The organism is Isoptericola sp. GX10416 (assembly GCF_056590155.1).
Genome location: NZ_JBWPVO010000002.1, coordinates 120367 through 143522 on the forward strand (window position 1 = coordinate 120367; position 23156 = coordinate 143522).

Here is a 23156-nt window from a genome sequence, read left to right on the forward strand (position 1 = left end):
TCCGGCGCGGAGGACCGACCGGAGAGCGGGCGGCAGGTAAAGTCGGACGATGAGCCTCGCCTCCCGTCTGCTGCGCGTCCGCCCCTTGGTCCGCGCGCCGATCGGGCTGTACCGCGCCCGGCTCGGCTTCCTCCTGGGTGATCGGATGCTGCTGATGCAGCACCGGGGTCGGGTCAGTGGCGAGGCCCGGTCGGTGGTCCTGGAGGTGACGGACCGTCCCGCGCCGGACCGGATCGTCGTCGTCTCCGGGATGGGGCCCCGGGCGCAGTGGTACCGCAACGTGCTGGTGGAGCCGCGCGTGCTGGTGTCGGTCGGGGCGCGCCGCGAGGTCCGCGCCCTGGCACACGTGCTGTCCCCGGACGAGGCCGCCCGCACCCTCGACGCCTACGCGCGCGACCACCCCCGCGCGTGGACGGCGCTGGGTCCGGTCCTGACCGAGTGGGCCCAGCCGCTGGCCGCGGCGAAGGGCGAGGAGCATTGGGAGCGCCTCGTGCCGGTGGTCGAGCTACGGCTGCTCGACTGAGGCGGCGCGTCCGGCGTCCTCCGTCTCGTCGATCGGCCGCCGCAGGGCACGGGCCGCACCGACCAGCACCGCCAGGGTGCCCACCACGACGAGCAGCCCGACGGCGGTGCCCGCCCCGAGTGCGATCGCCACGTACCCGGCGAGCGCGGCCAGGGCCGCCACCGCGGCGTAGGGGAGCTGGGTGAGCACGTGCGTGATGACGTCGGACCCGGCGCCGGTGGAGGACAGGATCGTGGTGTCCGAGATCGGCGACGAGTGGTCGCCGAGGACCGCGCCGGCGAGGACGGCACCGAGGGCCGGCAGGAGCAGGTCGGTGTCGCCGATGGTGTTCATGATGCCGCCGACCAGCGGCAGCAGGAGCGCGAACGACCCCCACGACGTCCCGGTGGAGAACGCCATGGCGGCGGCGAGCACGAAGATCACCGGTACGAGCCAGGAGCTGGAGATGTCGGCGCCCTCGACCAGCCCGCCGAGGTAGGCGCCGGTGCCGAGCTGGTCGATGAGCCCCGTGAGCATCCACGCCAGCACGAGGATGCTCACCGCCGGCCACATCGCCCGGAAGCCCTCGACCCACCCGCGGCCGAAGTGCTTGCCGGAGAACCGCGGGTTCGGCGCGGTGTACCGCAGGTAGTAGTAGACGGCCGCGACGAGCCCGAGCACCCCGCCCACCATGAGTGACGCGCTGGTGTCCGTCTCGGCGAGGATGTCGACGACGGACCAGGAGCCGGCCGCCGTGTACCCCGTCCACACGATGCTGGCGAAGACGCCGAGCACCAGCAGGATGAACGGGACGACGAGAGCCCGGCGGGCACCGGGCTCGTGCACGGGGAGGTCTTCCGAGAGCTGGCCGGGCACCGTGGCGTCGTCGGCGAAGGTGCGGCCGTCGACCACGGCGCGCTCCTCCTCCCGGCGCATCGGGCCGACGTCGAGGTGCAGGACGATCGTCAGCCACACGAGGAGGACGGCGGCGATCCCGTAGTAGTTGGCGGCCGCGGCGCCGAGGAACGCCTGGACGCTGGACAGGCTCAGGGCGGACGCCGCGATGATCGGCGCGAGCAGCCCCATGATGTAGGCGCCCCAGCTCGAGAACGGGGCGAGGACGGCGACCGGTGCGGACGTCGAGTCGATGATGTAGGCGAGCTTCGCGCGCGAGACGCGGTGGCGGTCCGTGACCGGCCTCGAGACCTGCCCGACGGCGAGTGCGTTGAAGTAGTCGTCGATGAAGATGACGATCCCCATCACGGCGGGCAGGACCTGCGCACCGCGGCGGTCCCGGATCCGCTCCACGGCCCAGTCGGCGAACGCCTTGGTGCCGCCCGACATCATGATGAACGCCGCGATGACGCCCAGCATCAGCGTGAACGCGAGGATGTAGACGTACCACGTGTTCACGGCGCCGTCGGTCCAGAAGATCGCCGCGAACGAGTCCCAGAGCAGGCGCAGGGTCTCGAGCGGGGCCAGGTTCGCCACGAGGAGCGCCGCCGCCAGGATCCCTGCACCCAGGCTCACGAGGACCTTCTTGGTGATCACCACCAGGACGATGGCGATCACCGGCGGGAGCAGCGTCAGGACCGGGTGGTTCTCGAGCATGCGCGGGTGTCAGCCGGCGTCGAACCGACGTTCTCCCGCCTCGCTGGTCTCGCCGGGGTCCTCGACGGGAGGCTTGTCGGCGAACCGGGGGTCGGTCACCGTCGAGTCGCGCCTGACCAGCTCGAGGGCGAAGGCGCTCGGCGGGACGCGTGGGTCGCGCTCCGGTGCATAGGTGGTCATGACATCTCCTTTCGTCGTTGCCACCGTAGGCGTAGCGCACGTCGCGTGCACTGCCGGTGCGCAGCGGAGGGAGCCGCCATATGATGATGCGCGCGAGCAACAGTTCGCGCCACGACCGGCTTGGAGACTGGCCATGAATCAGACCCGACGCAGGGCTGTCACACTGTTGCTCGCCGCGGTGACCACCGTGGGACTCGCGCTCACCGGAGCGGTCGCCGCAGCCCCCGCGCAGGCCGCGAACGCCGTCGCCGCCCCGCTGAAGAACAAGACCTACGTCCTGTCCTCCTACCACGGGCCGCGCTGCATGCCCGTACGGGGCTCCTCCACGTTCCACCTCGGTCAGGACTTCGGGGCGTCGTCGGGCACCGACGTGCGCGCCGTCGCCGCCGGCACCGTGTCGCGGGCCGGGACGGTCAGGGGCTTCGGCCAGTGGGTCGTGATCGACCACAAGGTGGGCGGTGTGAAGTTCTCCTCGCTGTACGCCCACGTGATCGACGGCGACGGTCGCGTCAAGAAGGGCCAGAAGGTCCGCAAGAGGCAGCACATCGCCGATGTCGGCTCCACCGGGACGTCGACGTCACCCCACCTGCACCTGGAGATCTGGCGCGGCGGCTACCCCAACGGCAAGGCCGTCGACCCCCTGAAGTTCCTGAAGAAGCGGGGGATCGACCTCACCCAGCGCTCGACGCGCAACTACGCGCGCACCGTGGCGACGTCGTGCAAGTACTTCACGGCGGCGAAGGTCAAGCTGCGCAAGGGCCCGGGGACCGGCTACGGAGTGCTGCGCACCCTGCAGCCCAACGTGGTCCTCAAGGCCAAGCCGGGCGACGGGTCCGGCGTCTGGCGCAAGGTCACGCGTTCCGGACGGACCGGCTGGATCCACCGCGACTACGTCTCGCCCGGCTACACCTCGCAGGGCACGCGCTACACGCTCACCTCCCTGAACATGCGCGCCAAGCCGTCGACGTCGTCGAAGGTCCGGCGCACCGTTCCCGCGGACGCTCGGGTCACGATGCTGCGAGGCATCAAGGGCAACTGGCAGCGCGTCCGCTACGGCAGCAAGAACGGGTGGTTGCACGCGCGGTACCTCTCGGACACCCGGGACGGCGCCCGGGTGGTGCCGAAGGCGTCGGGGAAGACGCACTCCTGGGTGGATGTCAAGAAGCTCCACCTGCGCAAGGGCGCCTCCACCTCGACGTCCAAGGTCAAGACGTTGCGCCGCGACCAGCGGGTCCGGCACCTCGGCAAGATGCAGAACGGCTGGATCAAGGTCAAGCACGGGAAGAAGCGAGGATACGTCGCCTCGCGGTACCTGACCTCGGACAAGCCGTAGCGCGGCTCAGCGGGCGGCGGCCGGGAGGTCCAGCCCGTTGAGCTGCGCGAGGGTCTCGGCGTACCGGCCGTCGAGCTCGGCCCGCCGCAGGGGCTGCACGGCGTCGACCAGGACCTCGTGCGCGTCCGGGTCGGCTGCCAGCAGAGCCATGACCTCGTCCGCGAACGCGTCGAGCGGCAACGCGGCGGGGTTGTCCGCCAGGTGCGGTGTCAGGGTGGTGGACACCGCCGGCGGGACGATCTCGACCACCTGCACGCCCACCGGCTCGAGCTGCAGCCGCACGCCCTCCGAGAGGCTGTGGATCGCGGCCTTGGTCGCGTTGTAGACGGGGGTCGCGATGAGCGGCACGTGCGCCAGGCCGGACGACACCGTGACGAACGTGGCGCCGTCGCGGCCCTGCAGGTGCTCGGTGAAGGCGGCCAGGAGCCGCAACGGGCCCAGAAGGTTGGTGGTGACGACCCGCTCGGCCGTGGCGAGGACGTCCGCCGACCGCCAGTCCTCGGTGAGCATGATGCCCGCCATCGCGACGACGGCGTCCAGGTCCGGGTGCTTCGCGAGGACCTCCCGCGAGGCGACCTCGACGCTCGCCGGGTCGGTCGTGTCGATCTGCACGGTGTCGATGCCGGGGTGGTCCGCAGCAATCGCGGCCAGCCGCTCGGTGCGGCGCCCACCCACGATCACGGTGCTGCCGGCCGCGTGCAGACGTTGCGCGAGAGCGAGGCCGATGCCGCTGGTCGCGCCGGGGATGAAGACGGTGCTGTTCGTGATGTCCATGGCTCCACGGTGCGCGCCACGGCACGACGGCGGGAGAGGACCCCTCGTCGGGGGACCGGCGATCCCTGGCTGGGCACTGGCGTGCCGGGGTGCCGCCGTCGGACCATGGTGGGCATGGACCGAGCCGCGCTAGCCGCCTTCCTCCGTCACCGCCGCGCGGCGGTGCAGCCCGCCGACGTCGGGCTCGCCCCCGGCGCCCGACGGCGCACTGCCGGCCTGCGCCGCGAGGAGGTTGCCGCGCTCGCCGCGATGTCCGTCGACTACTACACGCGGCTCGAGCAGCAGCGCGGCCCGCAGCCGAGCGAGCAGATGCTTGCCGCGATCGCCCGGGCGCTGCGCCTGACCGACGACGAGACTGATTACCTGTTCCGCACGGCGGGGCGCGGCACGCCCGACCGGATCGTGTGCCACCCGCACGTGGCACCGGCGCTGCGGCGGGTGTTCGACCGGCTCCACGACACGCCCGCCCTCATCCTGTCCTGCGTGGGCGAGGCGCTCACGGCCAACCCCCTGGCCGTCGCCCTGTTCGGCGACCACTCGCAGGCCGCCGGCTGGGCTCGCAGCGAGTACTACCGGTGGTTCACCGACCCGGCGAGCCGGGAGATCTACCCGGCCGCGGACCGTGCGCGGCACGGCCGGGCCGTCGTCGCGAACCTGCGGGCCGCCGTCGGGCTGCTCGGGCCCGGCTCGCCTGCCGGGGAGCTGGTGCGGGTCCTGCAGGACGCCAGCGAGGAGTTCGTCGAGATCTGGGAGCGGCACGAGGTCGCCCGGCGGTACGAGGACCACAAGACGCTCGTGCACCCGGAGGTCGGCCCGATCGAGCTCGACTGCCAGGTGCTGTTCACGCAGGACCAGACGCAGGCGCTGCTCGTCCTCACCGCCGCGCCGCGCTCCGTCGACGCGGAGAAGCTCGCGCTGCTGTCCGTCGTCGGGCAGCAGCAGCTGACTCAGTCGAGGTAGTCCTCGACCAGCCGTGCCGCGATGCCCGTGTACGCGGCGGGGGTGAGCTCGGCGAGCCGCGCCGCGACGTCGTCGGGCAGGCCGAGCGTGCCGACGAACTCGCGCATGCGGGTGGCGTCGACGCGCTGGCCGCGGGTGAGCTCCTTGAGGCGCTCGTACGGGTTCTCCATGCCCTCGACCCCCGCCACGGACGCGGCGCGCATCGCCGACTGGACCGGCTCGCCGAGGACCTCCCAGTTGTGGTCGAGGTCGTCGGCCATGAGGTCGGCGTTGACGGCGAGGGCCTTCAGCCCGCGGCGCACGTTGTCGATGGCGAGCAGCGAGTGCCCGAACGCAGGGCCGATGTTGCGCTGCGTGGTGGAGTCCGTGAGGTCGCGCTGCAGACGGCTGGTGACGAGCGTGGCCGAGAGCGTGTCCAGCAGCGAGCAGGAGATCTCGAGGTTGGCCTCGGCGTTCTCGAACCGGATCGGGTTCACCTTGTGCGGCATCGTCGAGGAGCCGGTGGCGCCCGCGACGGGGATCTGCGTGAAGAACCCGAGCGAGATGTACGTCCACACGTCGGTCGCGAGGTTGTGCAGGATCCGGTTGAACCGCGCCATGTCGGCGTAGACCTCGGCCTGCCAGTCGTGCGACTCGATCTGCGTGGTCAGCGGGTTCCAGGTCAGGCCCAGGTGCTCGACGAACTCCCGCGAGACGGCCGGCCAGTCGGCACCCGGTACCGCGACGGTGTGCGCGCCGTACGTGCCGGTCGCGCCGTTGAGCTTGCCGAGGAACTCCGCCCCCGCGACGCGGCGGAGCTGACGGCGGAGCCGGTGGGTGAGCACGGCGAGCTCCTTGCCCATCGTCGTCGGCGTGGCCGGCTGGCCGTGGGTACGGCTCAGCATCGGCACGTCGGCGTGCTCACGCGCCATCTCGGCGAGCTGGTCGGCCAGGCCCTCGGCCGCCGGCAGCCACACGTCGACGACGGCGCCGCGCACCATCAGCGCGTAGCTGAGGTTGTTGACGTCCTCGGACGTGCACGCGAAGTGCACCAGCTCGCTCGCGGCCGGCAGGTTCGTGTCGCCGAGCTCGTCGGGCGCCGTGGCGATGCGGCGCTTGATGAAGTACTCGACGGCCTTGACGTCGTGCACCGTCTCGCGCTCGATCTCGGCGAGCTCGGCGATCTCGTCCGCGCCGAACGTCGCCGGGATCCGGCGCAGGTACGCGATCTCCGCGTCGGTCAGGGTGGGAGCGCCGGGCACCACCGCGCCCGGTGCCTCCGTCGTGCCGTCGCCCGCCGTGCCGTTGCCCGCCGTGCCGTTGCACAGCGTGATCAGCCACTCGACCTCGACGTGGATGCGCGCCCGGTTCAGCGCGGCCTCGCTCAGGTGGTCCACGAGCGGCGCCACCGCACCCCGGTAGCGGCCGTCGAGCGGCCCCAGCGCGATCGGCGGGGTGACGTCGGCGAGGTCGACACGGGTGGGCTGGTCAGGCTGCGGCGCGGTGGAGGTCACGCCCTGCATTCTCCCACGCGGCCCGGCGGCCCGGCCCGCAGGTCTCACGGGCCGAGCCGCCGTCGTCGGGCACCGGTCGTGGTGCGAGCGCTCCGTCGAGGGAGGTCGTCCACAGGCTGCCACCGTCCACAGGCGACCGGGTCGGCCGGGGCGGTCGGCACCCGAGCGCCCTAGCGTCCGGGCCATGCTCATGCCGACCTCCGACGTCGCCGTGGCCGCCACCCGGCTCCGCGACGCCCACGCCGCGCTCGACGACTCCGCTGCCCTGCTGCGCCGCGCCGCCGTCCTCGCCTGGGACTCCTCCGCCGGCGACGACTGCCGGGCCGCGATCAGCGACCTGCTCACGATCCTCGCCACCGACTCCGGCGCGGTCGAGCAGGCCGTCCGGGTCACCGCGGCCCTGGAGACGCCGTGAGCCGGGACCCGCGCGAGACGCTCGTCGTCGTCGGCGGGCGACCCGTCGCGCACGTCGACGCCACCGACATCCGCACGGCGGCGCTCCGGCTCGCGGACGCCGCCGACGACCTGCGCGTCGCCACGGCCGCCTGCGCCGCCGCCCGGACCGCCCTCGACCGCGACCTGTGGAGCCCCGCACCCCTCGGGGAGACGGACCCCGGTCGCCCCGGCCGGGTCCGCTGGGCACGGGCGCTCGCCGACGACGCCGCCGTCGCGCTCGCCGCCCGCGCCGACACCTGCGCGAGCCTGGAGCACCGGCTCCTGGTCGCCGCGGGCCTCTACGAGCACGCCGAGTCCGCCGCGGAGAAGCTCGTCGGAGCCGTCGTGGCGGTGGGCTCGGGGGCCGTCGCGGGGGTGGTCACCGGACTGGTCACCGACCCGCTGCTCGGCCTGCCGGCGCGCTGGGGCGGACGGATCGGGATCGGCATGGCCGCCGTGCTGGCGCCCGACCCGGACGGGCCGCAGGAACCTGCCGCCACCGTTCCCGCCGACGTCGAACCGTCCGGTGGTGGAGGGATCGGCGGGTGGATCCTGCGAGGTGCGGCACCGTACGCCGACGAGGCGATCCTGGGCGGCGGCGTCGGGGTCGCTGCCGGGGCACCGCTCGCGGCCCGCGGCGACTTCTCCGTGACCGGTGGCGCGCGGGTGCTCTCCGGCGCGGTGCACAGCGTCCTGCCCCGCGTCGACGTCACGGTGGAGCCGCTGGACCCCGCACGGTTCACGGGCGGCCCGCCCGCCTGGCAGGGGTCGTGCGCCGGCAGCGTGGCCGAGGCGCTGGCCCGCACCGCGGACCTGTACTCGCACGGCAGCAGCATCCCGGGGCGGCCCGCGCCGGGGCCGCCGCCGGGCACGGTCGGGGTGGAGCGGGTCGAGCACGCCGACGGCACGGTGAGCTGGACCGTGCTGATCCCCGGGACGCAGGAGGTGCTGTCCACCCGGAACCCGTTCGACGGCGCCACCGACCTCGACCTCATGGCGGGCGAGACGGCCGACGTGATGGTCGCCGTCGAGCAGGCGCTCGCGGACGCGGGAGCCTCCCCGGACGAGCCGGTGGTGCTCGTGGGCCACTCGCTCGGCGGGATCGCCGCGACGGCGCTGGCCGCGTCGCCGTCGTTCCGGCAGAAGCACCGCGTCGGCGGCGTCGTGACGGCCGGGGCGCCGACGGCGACCTTCCGCACGCCCCCCGGGGTTCCGGCGCTGCACGTCGAGAACACCGAGGAGCTGGTCTCACCGCTCGACGGACGGTCGGGTGCGGAGAACCCGGCGACCCCCGATCGGGTGACGGTGAGTCGTGACCTGTCAGCCTCCGACGACCCGCACGACCGCGCGGCGTCCGGCAACGTCGGGAAGGCGCACTCCGTGCCCACGCACCTGCGCACGCTGGCGCACGCGCAGGCCGTGGGCAACGTCCAGGTGGCCGGTGTGGTCCGGCCGATCGAGGAGCTGTTGGACGGCGACCGGTCCGAGACGACGTTCTACACGGTCCGGCGTGGGCAGCCCGGGCAGTGACCTGTCCCGGTGGCGCGGTCGCCCCGTCGGGCCCGACCCGTCAGTCCCGCTTGCCGGGGACGACCCAGCCGATGACGGTCTGCAGGACCGCGAGGATCAGCGCGATCCACAGGTACCACCAGAAGCCGCCGGAGATGTCGAGACCCCAGTCCCCGATCTGGTCCGTGAGCCACACCGTGATCCACAGCATCAGCGCGTTGATCAGCAGGTAGAACAGGCCGAGGGTGAGGATCAGGAGCGGCAGCGAGATGAGGGACACGATCGGCTTCACGATCATGCTGACCAAGGAGAAGATCGTCGCCACGCCCACGATGACGAGGATGCGCCCGAGCGCGTCGTCGCCGCCGTAGATCTCGAGGTTGTCGAAGATCAGGTCGCAGATCCACAGCGCGAGCGAGGTCACGACGATCCGTGCGATGAGGTTCATGACGGCATCGTGGCACGGGCGGGCGTCCACGGGAACAACCGCGGTGCCATGATCGGCGCATGGCCTCGATCATGATGACCGCCATGCCGTTCGCCGGGCACGCCCGGCCGATCCGCGCGGTCGCGGCAGAGCTGGTCCGCCGCGGTCACGACGTGCGGGTGTACACCGGCCGCGCGCACGTGTCGATGTTCGACGACGTCGGGGCGCGCGGCGTGCCCTGGCAGGTCGCGCCGGACTTCGACGAGCGCGACTTCGCCGCGACCTTCCCCCGCATGCGGGGGCGCAAGGGGTTCGCGCAGGTCGTGACGAACCTGCGCGAGCTGTTCCTCGGGACGGCCGTCGCCCAGCAGACCGACCTGCTGGCGCTCGCGCACGCCGAACCGTGGGACCTGCTGGCCGGCGACCCGATGGCCCTGGGCACCCGGCTGGCGGCCGAACGGCTCGCGGCCGACGGCGCGGGCGCACCCTGGGCGACCGTCTCGCCGATCGCGTACTGGCCGCCCGGGCCGGGCATCCCGCCCACGGGCCTCGGGCTGCGACCCGCCACCGGTCCGGCCGGCCGGCTCCGCGACGCCGTCCTGGGCGGCACGACACGCCTGGCGAACACCGCGCTCGTGCGCCCCTACGAGCGGGTGCGTCGGGAGGCGGGGCTCGGTCCGGGCCAGGAGTCGTTCGACGCGATGTGGTACTCGCCGCAGCTCGTCGTGGCGGCGGGGGTCCCCGGCCTCGACTACCCGCGCGACGACATCGGCCCGCACGTGCGCTTCGTCGGCGACCTGACCGACGACGGTGGCCGCACGCCGTCCGGGACGGCACGGCCCGGCTGGTGGTCCGACGTCCTCGACGCGCAGGTACCGGTCGTCCACCTGACGCAGGGCACCGCGAACGTCGACCCGCACGACCTGATCCTGCCGACCGTCCGTGCGCTCGCGGACGCCGACGTCCTCGTCGTCGTCGGTCTCGGGAGCCGCACCGACCCGCTGCCCGGACCGCTGCCCGCCAACGTCCGGGTCGCCGAGATGGTGCCCTATCCCGAGCTGCTTCCCCGGACGTCGGTGATGGTGACCAACGGGGGATTCGGTGGCGTGCTGCAGGCGTTGCGCCACGACGTGCCGCTGGTTGTCGCGGGTGGAGACCTCGACAAGCCGGAGATCGCGGCCCGGGTCGCCTGGCACGGCGCCGGCGCGGACCTGCGGACCGGGACGCCGCGACCCGCCGCGGTGCGTGCCGCCGTCGAGAGCGTGCTGACCGGCGGCAGCCATCGGCGGGCGGCGCAGCGGCTGGGTGCCGAGCTGCGCGCCGCCGGGGGGACGCGAGCCGCCGCGGACCTGCTGGAGGCGCACGCTGCCGCGGGCTGACGCCGGGCCCGGGCCGTCGGGAGTCTTCGGACCGGGGCCGTGGCGGACCGATGAGATCCTGGGGCCGTGCCGAACATGCCGAACCCGAACACGTCCGTCCCGTTGCGTGCCGCCGTCGCGGCCCTGCCCGCCTACGTCCCCGGCGCGCGCCCGAGCGGACGGGCGTACAAGCTCTCGTCCAACGAGAACCCGTACCCGCCGCTGCCGTCGGTGCTCGCCGCGATCCAGACGGCAGCCGCCGAGGTCAACCGCTACCCCGACATGTACGCCACGGAGCTCGTCGAGACCATCGCGGGCTACGTGGGCGTCGGCGCGGACCAGGTGGTCGTGGGCAACGGGTCCGTCGCGGTGCTGCAGCACGTCCTCGAGGCGGTCGTCGAGCCGGGTGACGAGGTCGTCTTCCCGTGGCGCTCCTTCGAGGCCTACCCGATCATCACGGCCGTCGCCGGCGGCACGGCGGTGACGGTGCCGGTCAGCGCCGCCGGCCGCCTGGACCTGCCGGCGATGGCGGCCGCCGTCACCGAGCGCACCCGCGCCGTCCTGGTGTGCACGCCCAACAACCCGACCGGTCCGGTGGTGCACGCCGACGAGCTCGAGACGTTCCTCGCGTCCGTCCGGCGCGACGTGCTCTTCGTCGTCGACGAGGCGTACCTCGAGTTCGTGCGCGACCCCGAGTCCCCGGACGGGCTCGACGTGCTGCGCCGCCACCCGAACGTCGTCGTGCTGCGCACGCTGTCCAAGGCGTACGGGCTCGCCGGCCTGCGCGTCGGGTACGCGCTGGCGGAGCCGCACCTCGCCGCGGGCATCCGTGCCACCTCCACGCCGTTCGGCGTCAACCACCTCGCCCAGCGGGCCGGGATCGCCGCGCTGCTGGCTCCGGCCCTGGCCGAGATGACCGACCACGTCGAGGTGCTGGTCGCCGAGCGCACCAGGGTGTGGGACGCGCTGCGCGAGCAGGGCTGGGACGTGCCGGCCACGCACGCGAACTTCGTGTGGCTCGGCACGGGGGAGCGGACGGCAGAGCTGGCGGCGCAGGCCGCGGCGGCGGGCGTCCTCGTGCGGCCGTTCGCCGGTGACGGGATGCGCGTCAGCATCGGTGAGGTCGCGGCGAACGACGCGTTCCTGGCGCTGGCCGCAGACTGGGTCCGGTGAGGGGCCACCGACGGACCGCGTCCGCGGCTGCTCCTGTCGTGACCGCCCTGGTCGCCACCCTGGGTCTCGGGGCGTGCTCGGCGGGCGGCACCGAACCCGCCGACGTGACCGGCGTCCCGGAGTCCTGGCTCGAGGACACGGCCGACGGCTGGGCCGATTCCGACGGGTACGGGCAGGCGATGCCGCACCTGGGGCGCGGCGGGTGTCTCCTCGGCGACGAGCCCCCCGAGATGCTCGGCGTGCAGGGCGGGTACACCGACGTCGGCTGGGGACCCTACGGGGACGACCCGGCCGCGCCGGACTCCTACCGGTACCTGTGCGGTCTGTGGTCCCCGGACCGGTATGCCGGGGAGCTCCAGGTCATCAAGGTGGCCGACGCGGCTGCCGGCAGCCTCCTCGTGGACGAGTTCGACGCGCAGACCAGCACGGCGGTGCAGGAGAACGAGGTCACCACCGTGACGTCCGGGCGGCTCGAGGTCAGCGTGCTGCGCCGGTGGATCCCGTCGAACCCGCAGGGCGCCTACCGCGTCCTGTACCTCGACGAGGACGCGCTGGCCGCCGTGGTGCTCGAGATCAACTCCCTCGACGAGTCGGACTTCGCGGCGTTCAGCGACCGGGACGCGGCGGACGCGCTGGTGGCCGCCATGGCCGCCGCCGGCTGAACCGTCAGCGCGGCAGGTTGCGCAGGTTCGAGCGAGCCATCGACATGACCTCGCCCATGCCGCCGCCCAGGATCTCCTTGGTCATGGCGGTCGCGAACCCGCGGATCTGCCCGGACGTGATCGACGGCGGGATGGACAGCGCGTTCGGGTCGGTCATGACCTCCACCAGCGCCGGTCCGGGAGCGTCCAGGCGCTCGGCGAACACCTTGCGCAGGTCCTTCGGCTTCTCGACGCGCTGCGACGGGATGCCGACGGCGGTCCCGATCGCCGCGTAGTTCACCTCGGGCGAGTCGGTGCCGTGCGACGGCAGCCCTTCCACGAGCATCTCCAGCTTCACCATGCCCAGCGAGGCGTTGTTGAACACCACGATCTTCACGGGCAGGTCGTAGGCGCGGACGGTGATCAGCTCGCCGAGCAGCATGGACAGCCCGCCGTCGCCGGCGAGGGCCACCACCTGCCGGTCCGGCTGGGCCATCGACGCCCCGATGGCGTGCGGCAGGGCGTTGGCCATCGAGCCGTGCAGGAACGAGCCGATGACGCGCCGTCGGCCGTTGGGCGTGAGGTAGCGCGCCGCCCAGACGTTGTTCATCCCCGTGTCGACGGTGAACACGGCGTCGTCCGCCGCCGTCTCGTCGAGCTGGACCGCAGCGTACTCCGGGTGGATCGGCGTGTGCTTCTCCACCTTGCGCGTGTAGGCGCCGACCACCTTGGTCATGTTCTCGGCGTGCTTGTCGACCATCCGGCGCAGGAACTTGCGGTTCGTCTTGCGCTGCACGAGCGGGTTGAGCAGACGCAGCGTCTCGCCCACGTCGCCGTGCACGGGCAGGTCGAGGCGGGTGCGCCGACCCAGGTGGGAGGCGTCGATGTCGATCTGCGCCGTCGGGACGTCGTCCGGCAGGAACGAGTCGTAGGGGAAGTCCGTGCCGATCAGCACCAGGAGGTCGGCCCCGTGGATCGCCTGGTGGCAGGAGCCGTAGCCGAGCAGGCCGGACATGCCGACGTCGTGGGGGTTGTCGTACTGGATGATCTCCTTGCCGCGCAGCGAGTGGCCCACGGGTGCGGCGACGAGGTCGGCGAGCTCGAGCACCTCGTCCCGCGCACCTCGGGCACCGGCTCCGACGAACAGGGTGACCTTCTGGGCGTCGTCGATCGCCCGCGCCAGCGCCGCCACGTCCGTGCCGTTGGGCACGACGCGCGCCGGGCAGGCGCCGGGGATGAGGATCGGCGCGTCGTCGTCGGCCACCTCCTCGTCCGCGACGTCGCCGGGCAGGGTGAGGACCGCGACGCCCGGCTCGGCGAGCGCGTGCTGGATCGCGGAGCGGGTGACGCGCGGCAGCTGCGCCGACGTCGAGATCATCTCCGAGAAGACGGAGGCCTCGGTGAAGAGGCGGTCGGGGTGCGTCTCCTGGAAGAACTGCGTCCCGACCTCGGAGCTCGGGATGTGCGAGGCGATGGCCAGGACGGGGAGCTTGGAGCGGTTCGCGTCGTACAGCCCGTTGATGAGGTGCAGGTTCCCCGGGCCGCACGACCCGGCGCACACGGCGAGCTTGCCGGTCACCTCGGCCTCGGCGGCGGCGGCGAAGGCTGCCGCCTCCTCGTGGCGCACGTGCACCCAGGAGATGCCTTCGGTGCGGCGCACGGCATCCACGATCGGGTTGAGCGAGTCCCCGACGATGCCGTAGATGCGTTCGACGCCCGCGGCGACGAGCTGGTCGACGAGGTGTTCGGCGACGGTGCGAGCCATGACGGTGACCTCCGGGGAGCGGGTGACGGCTTCCTGCGATGCTGCCCCAGCCGGGCCGTGCCCGCGCGGGGGAGCGCGGTGGCGTCGGTCACCGCTGCGGGGCGGCCGCCCCGAGCCTACGGTCGATGGATGGACGAGGCGATGCTCCACGAGCTCCTGGCGATCGACGACCGCCTCGCACGCGGTGCGGGCCCCGACTACGCGGAGGTGCTGCACGACGACGCTCTCGTCGTCGTGCCGGGTGCGGTCCTGGACAAGGCGGGCTGCGTCGCCGCGATGGACGCCTCGCCCGGCTGGGACGAGGCCGACCTGGACGACGCCCGGCTGGTGCGCGGCGGCGACACCGCGACGATCGTCTACCGGTTCACCGGGCGCCGCGGCGAGGACACCTACGTCGCGACCCTGGCCAGCACGTACGTGTGCGCCGACGGGTGGCGGCTGCTGCTGCACCAGCACACGCCGGACTGACCGGCCCGCGCGGGCCGGCACGTCAGCCGCGCCGTCAGCCGCGCCGTCAGCCGCGCAGCGCGTCCGGGATCGGCGTCTCGCCGCTGCGGAAGCGGACGAACGCGCCCACGGTCAACGGCTCGCGCAGCGTGTCGGCCGCCACCTGGGCGACGTCGGCGCGCGGGACGGCCGACTCCTCGCCGCGTTCGAGAGCCGTACCGTCGGCGACCCGCTCGATCCGGCCGGTGGCGGCGTCGTCGGTGAGGCTGCCCGGCCCGAGGATCGTCCAGTCCAGCGAGGTGCCCCGCAGGTGGTCGTCGGCGGCGAGCTTGGCGTCCGCGTAGGGGTAGAAGCTCGAGTCCTCGGGGATCCCGTGGTCGGGCACGGAGCCGATCCAGGACACCATGACGTACCGGCGGACCCCGGCGAGCGCCGCGGCGTCCATGGAGCGGATCGCGGCGTCCCGGTCGACGGCGTAGGTGCGGTCGGGATTGCCGCCGCCTGCCCCGGCGGACCAGACGACGGCGTCGGCACCGTCGAGCGCCGTCGCGATCTGGTCGGTGCTCGACGTCTCGACGTCGAGGAGCAGCGCCTCGGCGCCGAGGTCGGTCACGGCGTCGAGCTGCTCGGGCTTGCGGACCACGCCGACGACGTCGTGCCCGCTCTTCGTGAGCAGCGGGAGCAGGTGTCGCGCGACCTTGCCGAGCGCACCGACGACCACGATCTTCATGACGACCTCCAAGGATCTTCGGGGGAGCTGGGGCGGATGCCTCCCACCGTGTCCTACGTCGGCGCCCGACGCCAGCGAGGAGGTCAGGACCGTTCGCGCCGGGCCTGGACCGCGCGGGCCTGCACCGCCCACGCGTCCGCCACGGGGCCGAGGTGGGCGAGCTTGTCGGGGTTCATCACGCCGCGGACGGTCTGGATGTGACCGTCGAGCACGTCGACCGCCAGGACGGCGAGAAGCTCGTGGTCCGTGGTGGAGATGACGATGCCCGGCTCGTGGTTGACCTCGTGCTGCTCGATCACGAGGTCGCCCGCCGACAGCAGGTCGGCGAAGGCCACGAACGCCCGGAGCACCTTCTCCCGGCCGGCGACCGGACGGGGGAACGCGGGGGCCTTGCCGCCGCCGTCGCCGGTCACCTGGACGTCGGCCGCCAACAGCTCGGTCAGGCCGTCCACGTCCCCCGCGCGGAAGGCCTCGACGAACCGGGCGGTGAGCTCCTCGCGCTCGCGCCGGTCGGCGTCGAACCGGGGCCGGCCCTCGGCCATGTGCCGGCGTGCCCGCACCGCGAGCTGCCGGCACGCCGACTCGGAGCGGTCGACGGCCTCGGCGATCTCGGCGAAGTCGAACGCGAAGACCTCGCGCAGCACGAACACCGCCCGTTCGAGCGGGCTGAGCCGTTCGAGCAGGAGCAGCGCCGCCATGGACACCGAGTCGGCGAGCTCGGCGGAGCGCTCCGGGTCCTCGTACGGGTCGTCCAGCAGCGGCTCGGGGAACCAGGTGCCCGTGTACTCCTCGCGGCGCACCCGCGCCGAGCGGAGCACGTCGATCGAGATCCGGGTGACGACGGCGGACAGGAACGACTTGACCGACGTCGGCTCCGCCGTCGTGCCCTCGTAGCGCAACCAGGTCTCCTGGACGGCGTCCTCGGCCTCGGTCACGCTGCCCAGGATCCGGTAGGCGATCGCGAACAGCAGCGGCCGCAGCGCGGTGAACTCCTCGGTGCGGGACATCTTCTCAGCCTGCCACCGGCGCCTGGACGGGGCTCGGCGCACGGCCGGACCCGGGCCAGCGGATCGCTCCCGGCGCGCGGCGGGCGATGCCGATGGCCGCGACCACGCCGCGCACCTGGAACTTCTTCAGCGCGACGGCGGTGCGGCCGGTCAGCGCGCGGTCGCCCGCGACATCGTCACGGTCGGTGAGCTGCAGCACGGCGGCGTGGCTGCCGATGCTCACGCAGCGCCCCTGGAACCCGAGGTCCAGCGGCGCGGGGCCGCCGTCGGCGGTGCCGCGGGCCTCGGCGGAGAGCACGTCGGCGGCGTGCGCCCCCGAGGGGAACGCGAGCTGGCAGGACATGGAGTACCGCCCGCCGTGCGGAGCCACCGTGTGCCCGGCGTCGCCCACCGCCATGATCTGCGGGTGGGACACCGACTGCAGGGCGGCGTCGGTGCGGGCGGCGCCGGCCGGGTCGACGGCGAGCCCGGACTCGCGGGCGAGGGGCGGCGCGGCGAAGCCGCCGCACCAGACGGTCAGGTCGGACGGGACCTCGGCGCCGTCGTCCAGCAGGAGCAGGCCGGGCTCGACGGCCCGGACGCGGGCGCCCCCGACCGACTCGACGCCGAGGCCCTCCAGGCTGGTGCGCACGTGGGCGGCCGCCCGGGGGTTGAACCAGCCGCCGACCTCTCCGGAGGTGACGAGGCGGGTCTTGACGTCCGGCCGGGTCGCGGCCAGTTCGCCGACGGTCTCCAGGCCGGTGAACCCGCCGCCGACGACGGCGACGTCCGCCCCGGCGGGCAGGCTCGCGACGGCGTGCCGCAGCCGTTCGGCCGCCGCCAGGTCCGCGACGCCGTGCGTGTGCTCGCCGCCCGGGACGGGCACCGGCTCGGTGGTGCTGCCGGTAGCGAGGACGGCGCGGTCGAACAGCAGCTGTCGCACGCCGTCCGGCCCGTGGACGGTGGCCCGGCCGCCGTCCGGGTCGAGCGAGGTGACGTAGCCCTCGACGAACGTGACGTCCGGGCCGAGCATCCGGCGGATGCTCGGGGCGGGGACCTGCTGCCCGGCGGCCAGCTGGTGCAGGCGCAGGCGGTTGACGAACGTCGGCCGCGGGTTGACGACGGTGACGGCCACCCGGCCGCGGGAGCGTCCCGCGAGCCGGACCGCTGCCATGCCGCCGGCGAACCCGGCGCCGACGATCAGGACGTGGGTGGTGGGTGTGCTGTGTGTCGTGTGTGTGCTCATACCCACGGGACGAGCCAGCGCGCGCGGGTGTGACACGCACCCTCAGGTGGCGTCCTGGCCGGCCGCGCGGGCGGCGTCCGAGGGGCTGTCGCCCTCCAGGTAGCGGGCGCCCGGGCCGAGCGTCGCCGCACGGTCGCCGGGGTTCTGCAGCACGCAGCGCTCCAGGGAGAGGCAGCCGCAGCCGATGCACGAGTCGAGGTCGTCGCGCAGCCGCTCGATGGCGGCGATGCGGGCGTCCAGCAGAGGGCGCCACGAGCGGGAGAGCCCGGTCCAGTCGTCGGCGGTGGGCGTGCGCCCCTCGGGCAGCGTCGCGAGCGCGTCGCCGATCTCCTCGAGCGTGAGCCCGACCCGAGAGGCGGTGCGGATGAACGCCACCCGCCGCAGCGTGGTGCGTTCGTAGCGGCGCTGGTTGCCCGTGGTGCGCTCCGAGGAGATGAGCCCGAGCGTCTCGTAGTAGCGCAGGCCCGACGGCGCCACGCCGCTGCGGCGGGCGACCTCGCCGATGGTCAGGTATCGCTCGATCGCCACGGTACTCCAGGGGGTCGGGTCTTGACCTCAAGCGAGGTTTAACTTACACGATCGGAGCATGACCGACATCGACACCGTCCCACCGTCCGTCGTGGAGCTCGTCGCCCGCATGACCGGTGACGAGAAGCACGACCCGAGCGTGAACTCCACCCTCGACGTCCTCTGGGTCCTGTACGACCAGGTGCTGCGGGTGTTTCCCGACGCACCCGACCATCCCGACCGTGACCGGTTCCTGCTCTCCAAGGGGCACGGCCCGGCCTCCACCTACGCCGTGCTCGCCGCCAAGGGGTTCTTCCCGGTCGGATGGCTCGACGACGTCGCCTCCTGGCACTCGCGCCTCGGACATCACCCCGACCGGACGCTCGTGCCCGGCATCGAGATCGGCAGCGGGTCGCTCGGGCACGGCCTGCCGATCGCCGTCGGCATGGCGCTCGGGCTGCGGGACCGGTCGCGGGCACGCGTCGTCGTGCTCGTCGGCGACGCCGAGCTGGACGAGGGCAGCAACGCCGAGGCGATCGCCGTCGCGGGCCGGTTCGGCCTCGACAACCTCACCTGCGTCGTCGTCGACAACCACAGCGACAACCTCGGCTGGCCCGGCGGGATCGCCGCCCGCTTCGCGCTCGAGGGCTGGCAGGTGGCCGACGTCGCCGCGCACGACCACGCGGCGCTCGCGGGCGCGCTGCGGACCGTCGCACCGGACCGGCCCACCGCCGTCGTCGTGGACACCACGCTTCACGCCGGGGTGCGCGGCCAGGAGGTGGCGGCATGAGCGCGGCAGAGATGCGGACCCGGTTCTACGCCGAGCTCGACCCGGTGCTCGCCGCGAACCCGAACGCCGCCCTCGTGCTGGCCGTCATCGGGTCCGGCTACGTCAGCGAGACCATCGCGCGGCGGCCCGGCCAGGTGGTCGACGTCGGGATCCGCGAGCAGGCCATGATGGGTGTGGCGGGCGGGCTCGCGCTGACCGGGCGCCGGCCGATCGTCCACACGTTCGCACCGTTCCTCGTGGAGCGGGCGTACGAGCAGATCAAGCTGGACCTCGGCCACCAGGACGTCGGGGCGCTGCTGGTGAGCGCCGGCGCGTCGTACGACGTCAGCGCCGGCGGACGCACGCACCAGGCGCCAGGCGACGTCGCCCTGGTCTCCGCGCTGCCGGGGTGGACGGTGCACGTGCCCGGCCACGGCGACGAGGTCGCGGAGCTTCTGCGCCGCGAGGCCGCCGGTGCCGGCCGCGTGTACGTGCGGCTCTCGGGGCAGCACAACGCGCGGCCGCAGCCGGTCGACGGGCGCGTGCACCTGGTGCGGGACGTCTCGGGAGGCGTCGCGGGTGGCGCACCGCTGGTCCTCGCCGTCGGGCCGATGCTCGACGTCGTCCTCGAGGCGACGCGCGACCTGCCCGTGCGCGTGGCCCACACCAACACGCCCCACCCGCTGGACGCCGACGGCCTGCGCGAGCTGGCGGGGCCGACCCCGGCGCTCGCCGTGGTGGAGCCGTACCTGGCGGGAACCAGCGCGGCAGGGGTCGCGGCGGCGCTGGCCGACCGGCCGTCCCGGGTGCTGCACGTCGGCGTGCCCCGGGACGCCGAGCTGCGCCGCTACGGCACGCCGCGCGACCACGCCGCCGCGCACGGCCTCGACGCGGCGGGCGTGCGACGGCAGGTGAAGGCGCTGCTGGGCTGAGTGGCACCGTCCCGGTCACGGGCTGCCAGAATCAGCCGGATGACGAGCCTCGAGGTGTCCGCGGCCTATGCCGGGCGCGCGACGGAGTACATCGATCGCCTGGGATCCGTCGACGCGATGGCCGAGCCGGACCGGAGCCGCATCGCGCGCTGGGCCGGCGGCCTCACCGGGCCGGTCGTCGACGCCGGGTGCGGCCCGGGCCACTGGACCGACTTCCTGGCGCGGCACGGCTGTGACGCCGAGGGGGTCGACATCACCCGCCCGTTCCTGGAGCACGCGCGTTCCCGGTACCCCGCCCTCAGCTTCCGCGAGGCTCCGCTGGAGGCGCTCGGCGTCCCCGACGAAGGACTGGGCGGAGTGCTGGCCTGGTACTCGGTGATCCACACTCGCCCCGAGCGCCTGGACGCGGTCCTGCGCGAGCTCGCGCGTGCCCTCGAGCCCGACGGCAGCCTCCTGCAGGGGTTCTTCGCGGGGCCGCGGGTCGAATCCTTCGAGCACGCCGTGACGACCGCCTGGACCTGGCCCGTCGAGGAGATGGGGACGCGGCTCGAGAAGGCGGGGTTCGAGGTCGAGGAGGTCGAGCAGCGCACCGCCGACGGTCACCGCCCGCACGCGGCCGTCGTCGCGCGCCGGGTCTGAAGAGGTCGTGGCCTACTGGCGCAGCAGCATCCGGGCGTACTCGTCGAGGACGGTGAGTATCCCTGGGTGCTGCCAGACGCGGTTGCGGCGCAGGCCGGTGCACTCGATCAGGACTCCGGCGTCGGCGAGCTGCGTCAAGGCATTGTGGGCGCTCTGGTTCCCCAGGGCCAGGTGCGTGGTGAGGAACCGTGCGTTGACCACCGGATGGGAGACGAGGTGAGGCAGCACCTTCCACGCCGCGGCTTGCGGGCGGAGTCCCTGGAGCCGCTCCCGGGACGACTCGACCTGCGCGGCGAGATCATCGACGAGCCGTGCCCCCGACGTCGCCGCGAACCGGGCTGCCTCGGCGAACCGCTCGACGATCGGTCGCGCGTCGCCGTCCCGGTAGGCCGTCAGAGCGTCGAAGTACCGGTCGGTCTGCGTCAGCAGCCCGGCGGACACGGGGGCGATCGTCTCTGTCATGACGCCCTTCGCTCGGAGGATCGAATGGACCATCGCGCGCCCGGTCCGCCCGTTGCCGTCGGTGAACGGGTGGATGGTCTCGAACTGGGCGTGGGCGACGGCGGCCTGGACAAGGACCGGCAGGTCCTCACGGGCGACGAAGCGCACGAGGTCCTCCATGGCCGGCGCGACGAGCGGAGCCTGCGGTGCGACGTGGGAGGCGCCGCGAGGGCTGAGTGCGCTCGTGCCGATCCACACCAGCTGTTCGCGCCATCGTCCGGCGTGGTCCTCCCCGCCTCGCTGGCCGGACAGCAACGCCTGGTGCATCGCGAGGATCGCGCTGGTGTCGAACCGCGCGGCGAGGTCGAGCGCGGCCTCCATCGCCCGCACGTTGGCCACGACCGTCCGGGCGTTCTCGGAGGACGACTGGTCGAGCTCGGCGAGAGCGAGCTGCCGGGCGCCGACGGTGAGGTTCTCGATCTGGGACGACGAGGTCGACTCGGTGCGCAGCAGGATCGAGCTCATCGGACCGAGCGACGGGCTCGCCGCCCCGAGGCCCACAGCGGCGTACGTGTCGAACCGGCTGAGCGACGTTGCCGCTTCTTCAGCGTCCGCGGTCAGGTCCGCCGGGATCGACGGGACCCACGTGCTGATGGAGGGCGGGATCGACGACCGGTACGGCCCGGAGGCAGCGGCCATCGCCGACCGGCTCGCCATCCCGTGGGACTCGGCGACCCAGTAGTCGTCCGTGTAGGTCTGGGGTGGAACCTGGAGCACCTTCCCATCTTAATCCATGTTTGGTCGAAACCTGGATCAAGAAGGTGGTGCTGGTCCAAGTTCGGTGCGGATCGTGCGCAGCGCGGCGCGCAGCTCCGTGCCAGACGGCGGGGCGTAACCGAGGACGACGCCGTTCAGCTCCAGGCCGGACCCGGGCACCGCGTAGTCCTGGAGGTCGGCGACCAGCACCCCCCGGTCCGCCAGGCGGGCGACCAGGTCCGCCGTCGGCGTGTCCTCGAGCTCGAGAACCGCGTGCAGGCCGCCGTCCAGCGCCCGGACCCGCACGCCGGGCACACCCTCGAAGGCCTCGGCCACCATCCGGCGCTTGGTCCGGTAGTCGCGGCGGCAGCGGGCCACGTGACGGCGCAGCGCCCCGGTGGACATGAGGTGGGCCAGCGCGTGCTGGGTCACGCTCGCCACCGTGGCGCCACGGCCCGAGCGCGCGGCGCGGATCCCCGCCGCGGCCGGGGTGCCGCCGTCGGGCACGGTGTTGCCCGCCGGGAGGACGAGGTAGCCGCAGCGCAACCGTGGGTCGAGCACCTTGGAGAACGAGCCGACGTGCACGACCACGCCGGAACCGTCGAGCGCGGCGAGGGCCGGCAGCGGGGAGCCGCGGTGGCGGAACTCGGAGTCGTAGTCGTCCTCGAGGACCAGGACGTCCTCGGCGGCGGCCCACGCCAGCAGCTCGTGCCGCGCGGCCACCGGCATCGCCCCGCCCAGCGGGTACTGGTGGCTCGGCGTGACCAGCACGGCGTCGAGGCGCTCGCCGGCGTGGGCGGCGCGCAGGGCGTCGAGGTCGATGCCGGAGTCGGCGACCGGCACGGGCACGACGGTGCCTCCCGCCGAGGCGACGGCCCGGCGGCCCGCGCGGTAGCCGGGGTTCTCCACGGCGACCCGCGGTGCCGCCGTCCGGCGCGCCAGCGACTCGGTCACCAGCGAGATCGCCTCGGTCGTGCCGGCGGTCACGACGACGCGTCCGGCGTCCGGCGCGAACCCCCGGCTCAGCGCGAGATGGTTCGCGACCTGCGTCCGCAGCACGGGCTCACCGGCCGGGTCCGGGTACGCGGCGACCAGGGGCTGGGCGGCGGCGTGACGCCAGGCCGCGCGCCAGTCCCGTGCCGAGACCGCCGCGACGGCGGGGACGCCGGGCGTCAGGTCGACGACGGCGGCGGGCGGCACGGTCCGGACGGTCGGGACGGGAGCGGTGGCCGCTCCCGGCCGCAGCCCTGCCGCGCCGGCGGGCGGCGTGGCGGTGGAGAGCGCGCCGAGGGTCGCCGCGACCCGCGGCACCGCGCCGTGCCGCAGCACCACGTACCCCTCGCCGTCGAGCTGTTCGTAGGCGGCGGTGACGGTGCCGCGGGCGAGGCCGAGCTCGCCGGCGAGCGCACGGGTGGAGGGCAGCGGGTCGCCCTCGGCCAGACGGCCGTCGTGGACCATGCCGCGGATCAGGTCGACGACGCGCGCGACCTTGGTGGGTTGCTGGTTGGCGTCCAAGTGGTCCATCCGTTCTGGCGGAGAGTG

At 73.7% G+C, this 23156-nt stretch carries 24 protein-coding genes; 12 read left to right on the plus strand and 12 right to left on the minus strand.

Annotated elements, in window-relative coordinates:
• Positions 1-49 precede the first annotated feature (49 nt).
• Positions 50-523, plus strand: a complete 474-nt coding sequence (locus tag ACWAT2_RS04350) for a nitroreductase family deazaflavin-dependent oxidoreductase (protein WP_402373245.1) — start codon at positions 50-52, stop codon at positions 521-523.
• Here the strand turns inward: ACWAT2_RS04350 and ACWAT2_RS04355 are convergent.
• Entirely contained in the window at positions 506-2113 is a 1608-nt protein-coding gene (locus tag ACWAT2_RS04355; RefSeq protein ID WP_402373248.1) for a Na+/H+ antiporter NhaC family protein, read from the minus strand. The genes ACWAT2_RS04350 and ACWAT2_RS04355 overlap by 18 nt on opposite strands.
• A 9-nt stretch (positions 2114-2122) precedes the next feature.
• Complete coding sequence (locus ACWAT2_RS04360) at positions 2123-2293, minus strand: hypothetical protein (RefSeq protein ID WP_402373251.1); 171 nt, start codon at positions 2291-2293, stop codon at positions 2123-2125.
• 178 nt (positions 2294-2471) lie between these two features.
• Between ACWAT2_RS04360 and ACWAT2_RS04365 the strand changes: the two genes are divergently transcribed.
• Positions 2472-3626, plus strand: a complete 1155-nt coding sequence (locus ACWAT2_RS04365) for an SH3 domain-containing protein (protein WP_402373254.1) — start codon at positions 2472-2474, stop codon at positions 3624-3626.
• Between the two features lie 6 nt (positions 3627-3632).
• On the opposite strand, the gene ACWAT2_RS04370 is transcribed toward ACWAT2_RS04365, so the two are convergent.
• Positions 3633-4400, minus strand: a complete 768-nt coding sequence (locus ACWAT2_RS04370) for an SDR family oxidoreductase (RefSeq protein ID WP_402373256.1) — start codon at positions 4398-4400, stop codon at positions 3633-3635.
• Between the two features lie 114 nt (positions 4401-4514).
• On the opposite strand from ACWAT2_RS04370, the gene ACWAT2_RS04375 reads away from it, so the two are divergent.
• Positions 4515-5360, plus strand: coding sequence for a helix-turn-helix transcriptional regulator (locus ACWAT2_RS04375; RefSeq protein ID WP_402373258.1), 846 nt, complete (start codon positions 4515-4517; stop codon positions 5358-5360).
• On the opposite strand, the gene purB is transcribed toward ACWAT2_RS04375, so the two are convergent.
• Complete coding sequence (gene purB / locus ACWAT2_RS04380; RefSeq protein ID WP_402373261.1) at positions 5348-6862, minus strand: adenylosuccinate lyase; 1515 nt, start codon at positions 6860-6862, stop codon at positions 5348-5350. The two genes, ACWAT2_RS04375 and purB, sit on opposite strands and share 13 nt — an antisense overlap.
• A 175-nt stretch (positions 6863-7037) precedes the next feature.
• On the opposite strand from purB, the gene ACWAT2_RS04385 reads away from it, so the two are divergent.
• Complete coding sequence (locus ACWAT2_RS04385) at positions 7038-7268, plus strand: hypothetical protein (RefSeq protein WP_402373262.1); 231 nt, start codon at positions 7038-7040, stop codon at positions 7266-7268.
• The gene (locus ACWAT2_RS04390; RefSeq protein WP_402373264.1) at positions 7265-8818 is read left to right on the plus strand and encodes an alpha/beta fold hydrolase; all 1554 of its coding nucleotides are present in this window, start codon (positions 7265-7267) and stop codon (positions 8816-8818) included. The genes ACWAT2_RS04385 and ACWAT2_RS04390 overlap by 4 nt, the downstream gene beginning before the upstream one ends.
• A gap of 40 nt (positions 8819-8858) precedes the next feature.
• Here ACWAT2_RS04390 and ACWAT2_RS04395 read toward each other — a convergent pair whose 3' ends face one another.
• The gene (locus ACWAT2_RS04395) at positions 8859-9245 is read right to left on the minus strand and encodes a phage holin family protein (RefSeq protein WP_402373267.1); all 387 of its coding nucleotides are present in this window, start codon (positions 9243-9245) and stop codon (positions 8859-8861) included.
• A gap of 59 nt (positions 9246-9304) precedes the next feature.
• Here ACWAT2_RS04395 and ACWAT2_RS04400 point away from each other — a divergent pair, with 59 nt between their 5' ends.
• The 3 genes from ACWAT2_RS04400 to ACWAT2_RS04410 all read left to right on the plus strand — a co-directional run bounded on the left by ACWAT2_RS04400 (position 9305) and on the right by ACWAT2_RS04410 (position 12417).
• Positions 9305-10603 carry a glycosyltransferase gene (locus tag ACWAT2_RS04400; RefSeq protein WP_402373269.1) on the plus strand — a complete coding sequence of 433 codons (1299 nt, stop codon included), beginning with the start codon at positions 9305-9307 and terminating at the stop codon, positions 10601-10603.
• Positions 10604-10678: 75 nt separating this feature from the next.
• Positions 10679-11755: a histidinol-phosphate transaminase gene (gene hisC, locus ACWAT2_RS04405; protein WP_402373938.1), complete on the plus strand. Its 1077-nt coding sequence runs from the start codon at positions 10679-10681 to the stop codon at positions 11753-11755.
• Positions 11756-11793: 38 nt separating this feature from the next.
• Positions 11794-12417, plus strand: coding sequence for a hypothetical protein (locus ACWAT2_RS04410; RefSeq protein ID WP_402373272.1), 624 nt, complete (start codon positions 11794-11796; stop codon positions 12415-12417).
• 4 nt (positions 12418-12421) lie between these two features.
• On the opposite strand, the gene ACWAT2_RS04415 is transcribed toward ACWAT2_RS04410, so the two are convergent.
• Positions 12422-14161 carry a pyruvate dehydrogenase gene (locus ACWAT2_RS04415; protein ID WP_402373274.1) on the minus strand — a complete coding sequence of 580 codons (1740 nt, stop codon included), beginning with the start codon at positions 14159-14161 and terminating at the stop codon, positions 12422-12424.
• A 129-nt stretch (positions 14162-14290) separates the two neighbouring features.
• Here ACWAT2_RS04415 and ACWAT2_RS04420 point away from each other — a divergent pair, with 129 nt between their 5' ends.
• Entirely contained in the window at positions 14291-14629 is a 339-nt protein-coding gene (locus ACWAT2_RS04420) for a nuclear transport factor 2 family protein (protein ID WP_402373276.1), read from the plus strand.
• Positions 14630-14675: 46 nt separating this feature from the next.
• Here ACWAT2_RS04420 and ACWAT2_RS04425 read toward each other — a convergent pair whose 3' ends face one another.
• The 4 genes from ACWAT2_RS04425 to soxR all read right to left on the minus strand — a co-directional run bounded on the left by ACWAT2_RS04425 (position 14676) and on the right by soxR (position 18098).
• Positions 14676-15338 (minus strand): SDR family oxidoreductase, encoded by a 663-nt coding sequence (locus ACWAT2_RS04425; protein ID WP_402373278.1) that lies wholly within the window; start codon positions 15336-15338, stop codon positions 14676-14678.
• 83 nt (positions 15339-15421) lie between these two features.
• Positions 15422-16345, minus strand: a complete 924-nt coding sequence (locus tag ACWAT2_RS04430) for an RNA polymerase sigma-70 factor (protein ID WP_402373280.1) — start codon at positions 16343-16345, stop codon at positions 15422-15424.
• A gap of 4 nt (positions 16346-16349) precedes the next feature.
• Complete coding sequence (locus ACWAT2_RS04435; protein WP_402373283.1) at positions 16350-17570, minus strand: NAD(P)/FAD-dependent oxidoreductase; 1221 nt, start codon at positions 17568-17570, stop codon at positions 16350-16352.
• Between the two features lie 42 nt (positions 17571-17612).
• Entirely contained in the window at positions 17613-18098 is a 486-nt protein-coding gene (soxR, locus tag ACWAT2_RS04440) for a redox-sensitive transcriptional activator SoxR (protein WP_402373285.1), read from the minus strand.
• A gap of 58 nt (positions 18099-18156) precedes the next feature.
• On the opposite strand from soxR, the gene ACWAT2_RS04445 reads away from it, so the two are divergent.
• The 3 genes from ACWAT2_RS04445 to ACWAT2_RS04455 are packed head-to-tail and all read left to right on the plus strand — an operon-like array spanning position 18157 to position 20417.
• A complete protein-coding gene (locus ACWAT2_RS04445) occupies positions 18157-18867 on the plus strand; it encodes a thiamine pyrophosphate-dependent enzyme (protein ID WP_402373288.1) in 711 nt (236 codons plus the stop codon).
• Positions 18864-19778 carry a transketolase family protein gene (locus tag ACWAT2_RS04450; protein ID WP_402373291.1) on the plus strand — a complete coding sequence of 305 codons (915 nt, stop codon included), beginning with the start codon at positions 18864-18866 and terminating at the stop codon, positions 19776-19778. Before ACWAT2_RS04445 ends, ACWAT2_RS04450 begins: the two co-directional genes overlap by 4 nt.
• 39 nt (positions 19779-19817) lie before the next feature.
• Positions 19818-20417, plus strand: a complete 600-nt coding sequence (locus ACWAT2_RS04455) for a class I SAM-dependent methyltransferase (RefSeq protein WP_402373294.1) — start codon at positions 19818-19820, stop codon at positions 20415-20417.
• A 12-nt stretch (positions 20418-20429) separates the two neighbouring features.
• Here ACWAT2_RS04455 and ACWAT2_RS04460 read toward each other — a convergent pair whose 3' ends face one another.
• Together ACWAT2_RS04460 and pdxR are read right to left on the minus strand one after the other, a co-directional pair.
• A complete protein-coding gene (locus ACWAT2_RS04460; protein WP_402373295.1) occupies positions 20430-21635 on the minus strand; it encodes a Fic family protein in 1206 nt (401 codons plus the stop codon).
• A gap of 36 nt (positions 21636-21671) precedes the next feature.
• A complete protein-coding gene (gene pdxR / locus ACWAT2_RS04465; protein ID WP_402373298.1) occupies positions 21672-23138 on the minus strand; it encodes a MocR-like pyridoxine biosynthesis transcription factor PdxR in 1467 nt (488 codons plus the stop codon).
• Positions 23139-23156: the final 18 nt, after the last annotated feature.

Excerpts from the sequence above, each read along its gene's own strand:
- pdxR (WP_402373298.1), bottom strand. The coding sequence starts at position 23,138 with ATGGACCACTTGGACGCCAACCAGCAACCCACCAAGGTCGCGCGCGTC.
- ACWAT2_RS04385 (WP_402373262.1), top strand. The coding sequence starts at position 7,038 with ATGCTCATGCCGACCTCCGACGTCGCCGTGGCCGCCACCCGGCTCCGC.
- ACWAT2_RS04375 (WP_402373258.1), top strand. The coding sequence starts at position 4,515 with ATGGACCGAGCCGCGCTAGCCGCCTTCCTCCGTCACCGCCGCGCGGCG.
- ACWAT2_RS04355 (WP_402373248.1), bottom strand. The coding sequence starts at position 2,113 with ATGCTCGAGAACCACCCGGTCCTGACGCTGCTCCCGCCGGTGATCGCC.
- ACWAT2_RS04420 (WP_402373276.1), top strand. The coding sequence starts at position 14,291 with ATGGACGAGGCGATGCTCCACGAGCTCCTGGCGATCGACGACCGCCTC.
- ACWAT2_RS04435 (WP_402373283.1), bottom strand. The coding sequence starts at position 17,570 with ATGAGCACACACACGACACACAGCACACCCACCACCCACGTCCTGATC.
- ACWAT2_RS04350 (WP_402373245.1), top strand. The coding sequence starts at position 50 with ATGAGCCTCGCCTCCCGTCTGCTGCGCGTCCGCCCCTTGGTCCGCGCG.
- ACWAT2_RS04370 (WP_402373256.1), bottom strand. The coding sequence starts at position 4,400 with ATGGACATCACGAACAGCACCGTCTTCATCCCCGGCGCGACCAGCGGC.
- purB (WP_402373261.1), bottom strand. The coding sequence starts at position 6,862 with ATGCAGGGCGTGACCTCCACCGCGCCGCAGCCTGACCAGCCCACCCGT.
- ACWAT2_RS04415 (WP_402373274.1), bottom strand. The coding sequence starts at position 14,161 with ATGGCTCGCACCGTCGCCGAACACCTCGTCGACCAGCTCGTCGCCGCG.
- ACWAT2_RS04360 (WP_402373251.1), bottom strand. The coding sequence starts at position 2,293 with ATGACCACCTATGCACCGGAGCGCGACCCACGCGTCCCGCCGAGCGCC.
- ACWAT2_RS04425 (WP_402373278.1), bottom strand. The coding sequence starts at position 15,338 with ATGAAGATCGTGGTCGTCGGTGCGCTCGGCAAGGTCGCGCGACACCTG.
- ACWAT2_RS04430 (WP_402373280.1), bottom strand. The coding sequence starts at position 16,345 with ATGTCCCGCACCGAGGAGTTCACCGCGCTGCGGCCGCTGCTGTTCGCG.
- ACWAT2_RS04400 (WP_402373269.1), top strand. The coding sequence starts at position 9,305 with ATGGCCTCGATCATGATGACCGCCATGCCGTTCGCCGGGCACGCCCGG.
- ACWAT2_RS04455 (WP_402373294.1), top strand. The coding sequence starts at position 19,818 with ATGACGAGCCTCGAGGTGTCCGCGGCCTATGCCGGGCGCGCGACGGAG.
- ACWAT2_RS04450 (WP_402373291.1), top strand. The coding sequence starts at position 18,864 with ATGAGCGCGGCAGAGATGCGGACCCGGTTCTACGCCGAGCTCGACCCG.
- ACWAT2_RS04395 (WP_402373267.1), bottom strand. The coding sequence starts at position 9,245 with ATGAACCTCATCGCACGGATCGTCGTGACCTCGCTCGCGCTGTGGATC.
- hisC (WP_402373938.1), top strand. The coding sequence starts at position 10,679 with ATGCCGAACCCGAACACGTCCGTCCCGTTGCGTGCCGCCGTCGCGGCC.
- ACWAT2_RS04445 (WP_402373288.1), top strand. The coding sequence starts at position 18,157 with ATGACCGACATCGACACCGTCCCACCGTCCGTCGTGGAGCTCGTCGCC.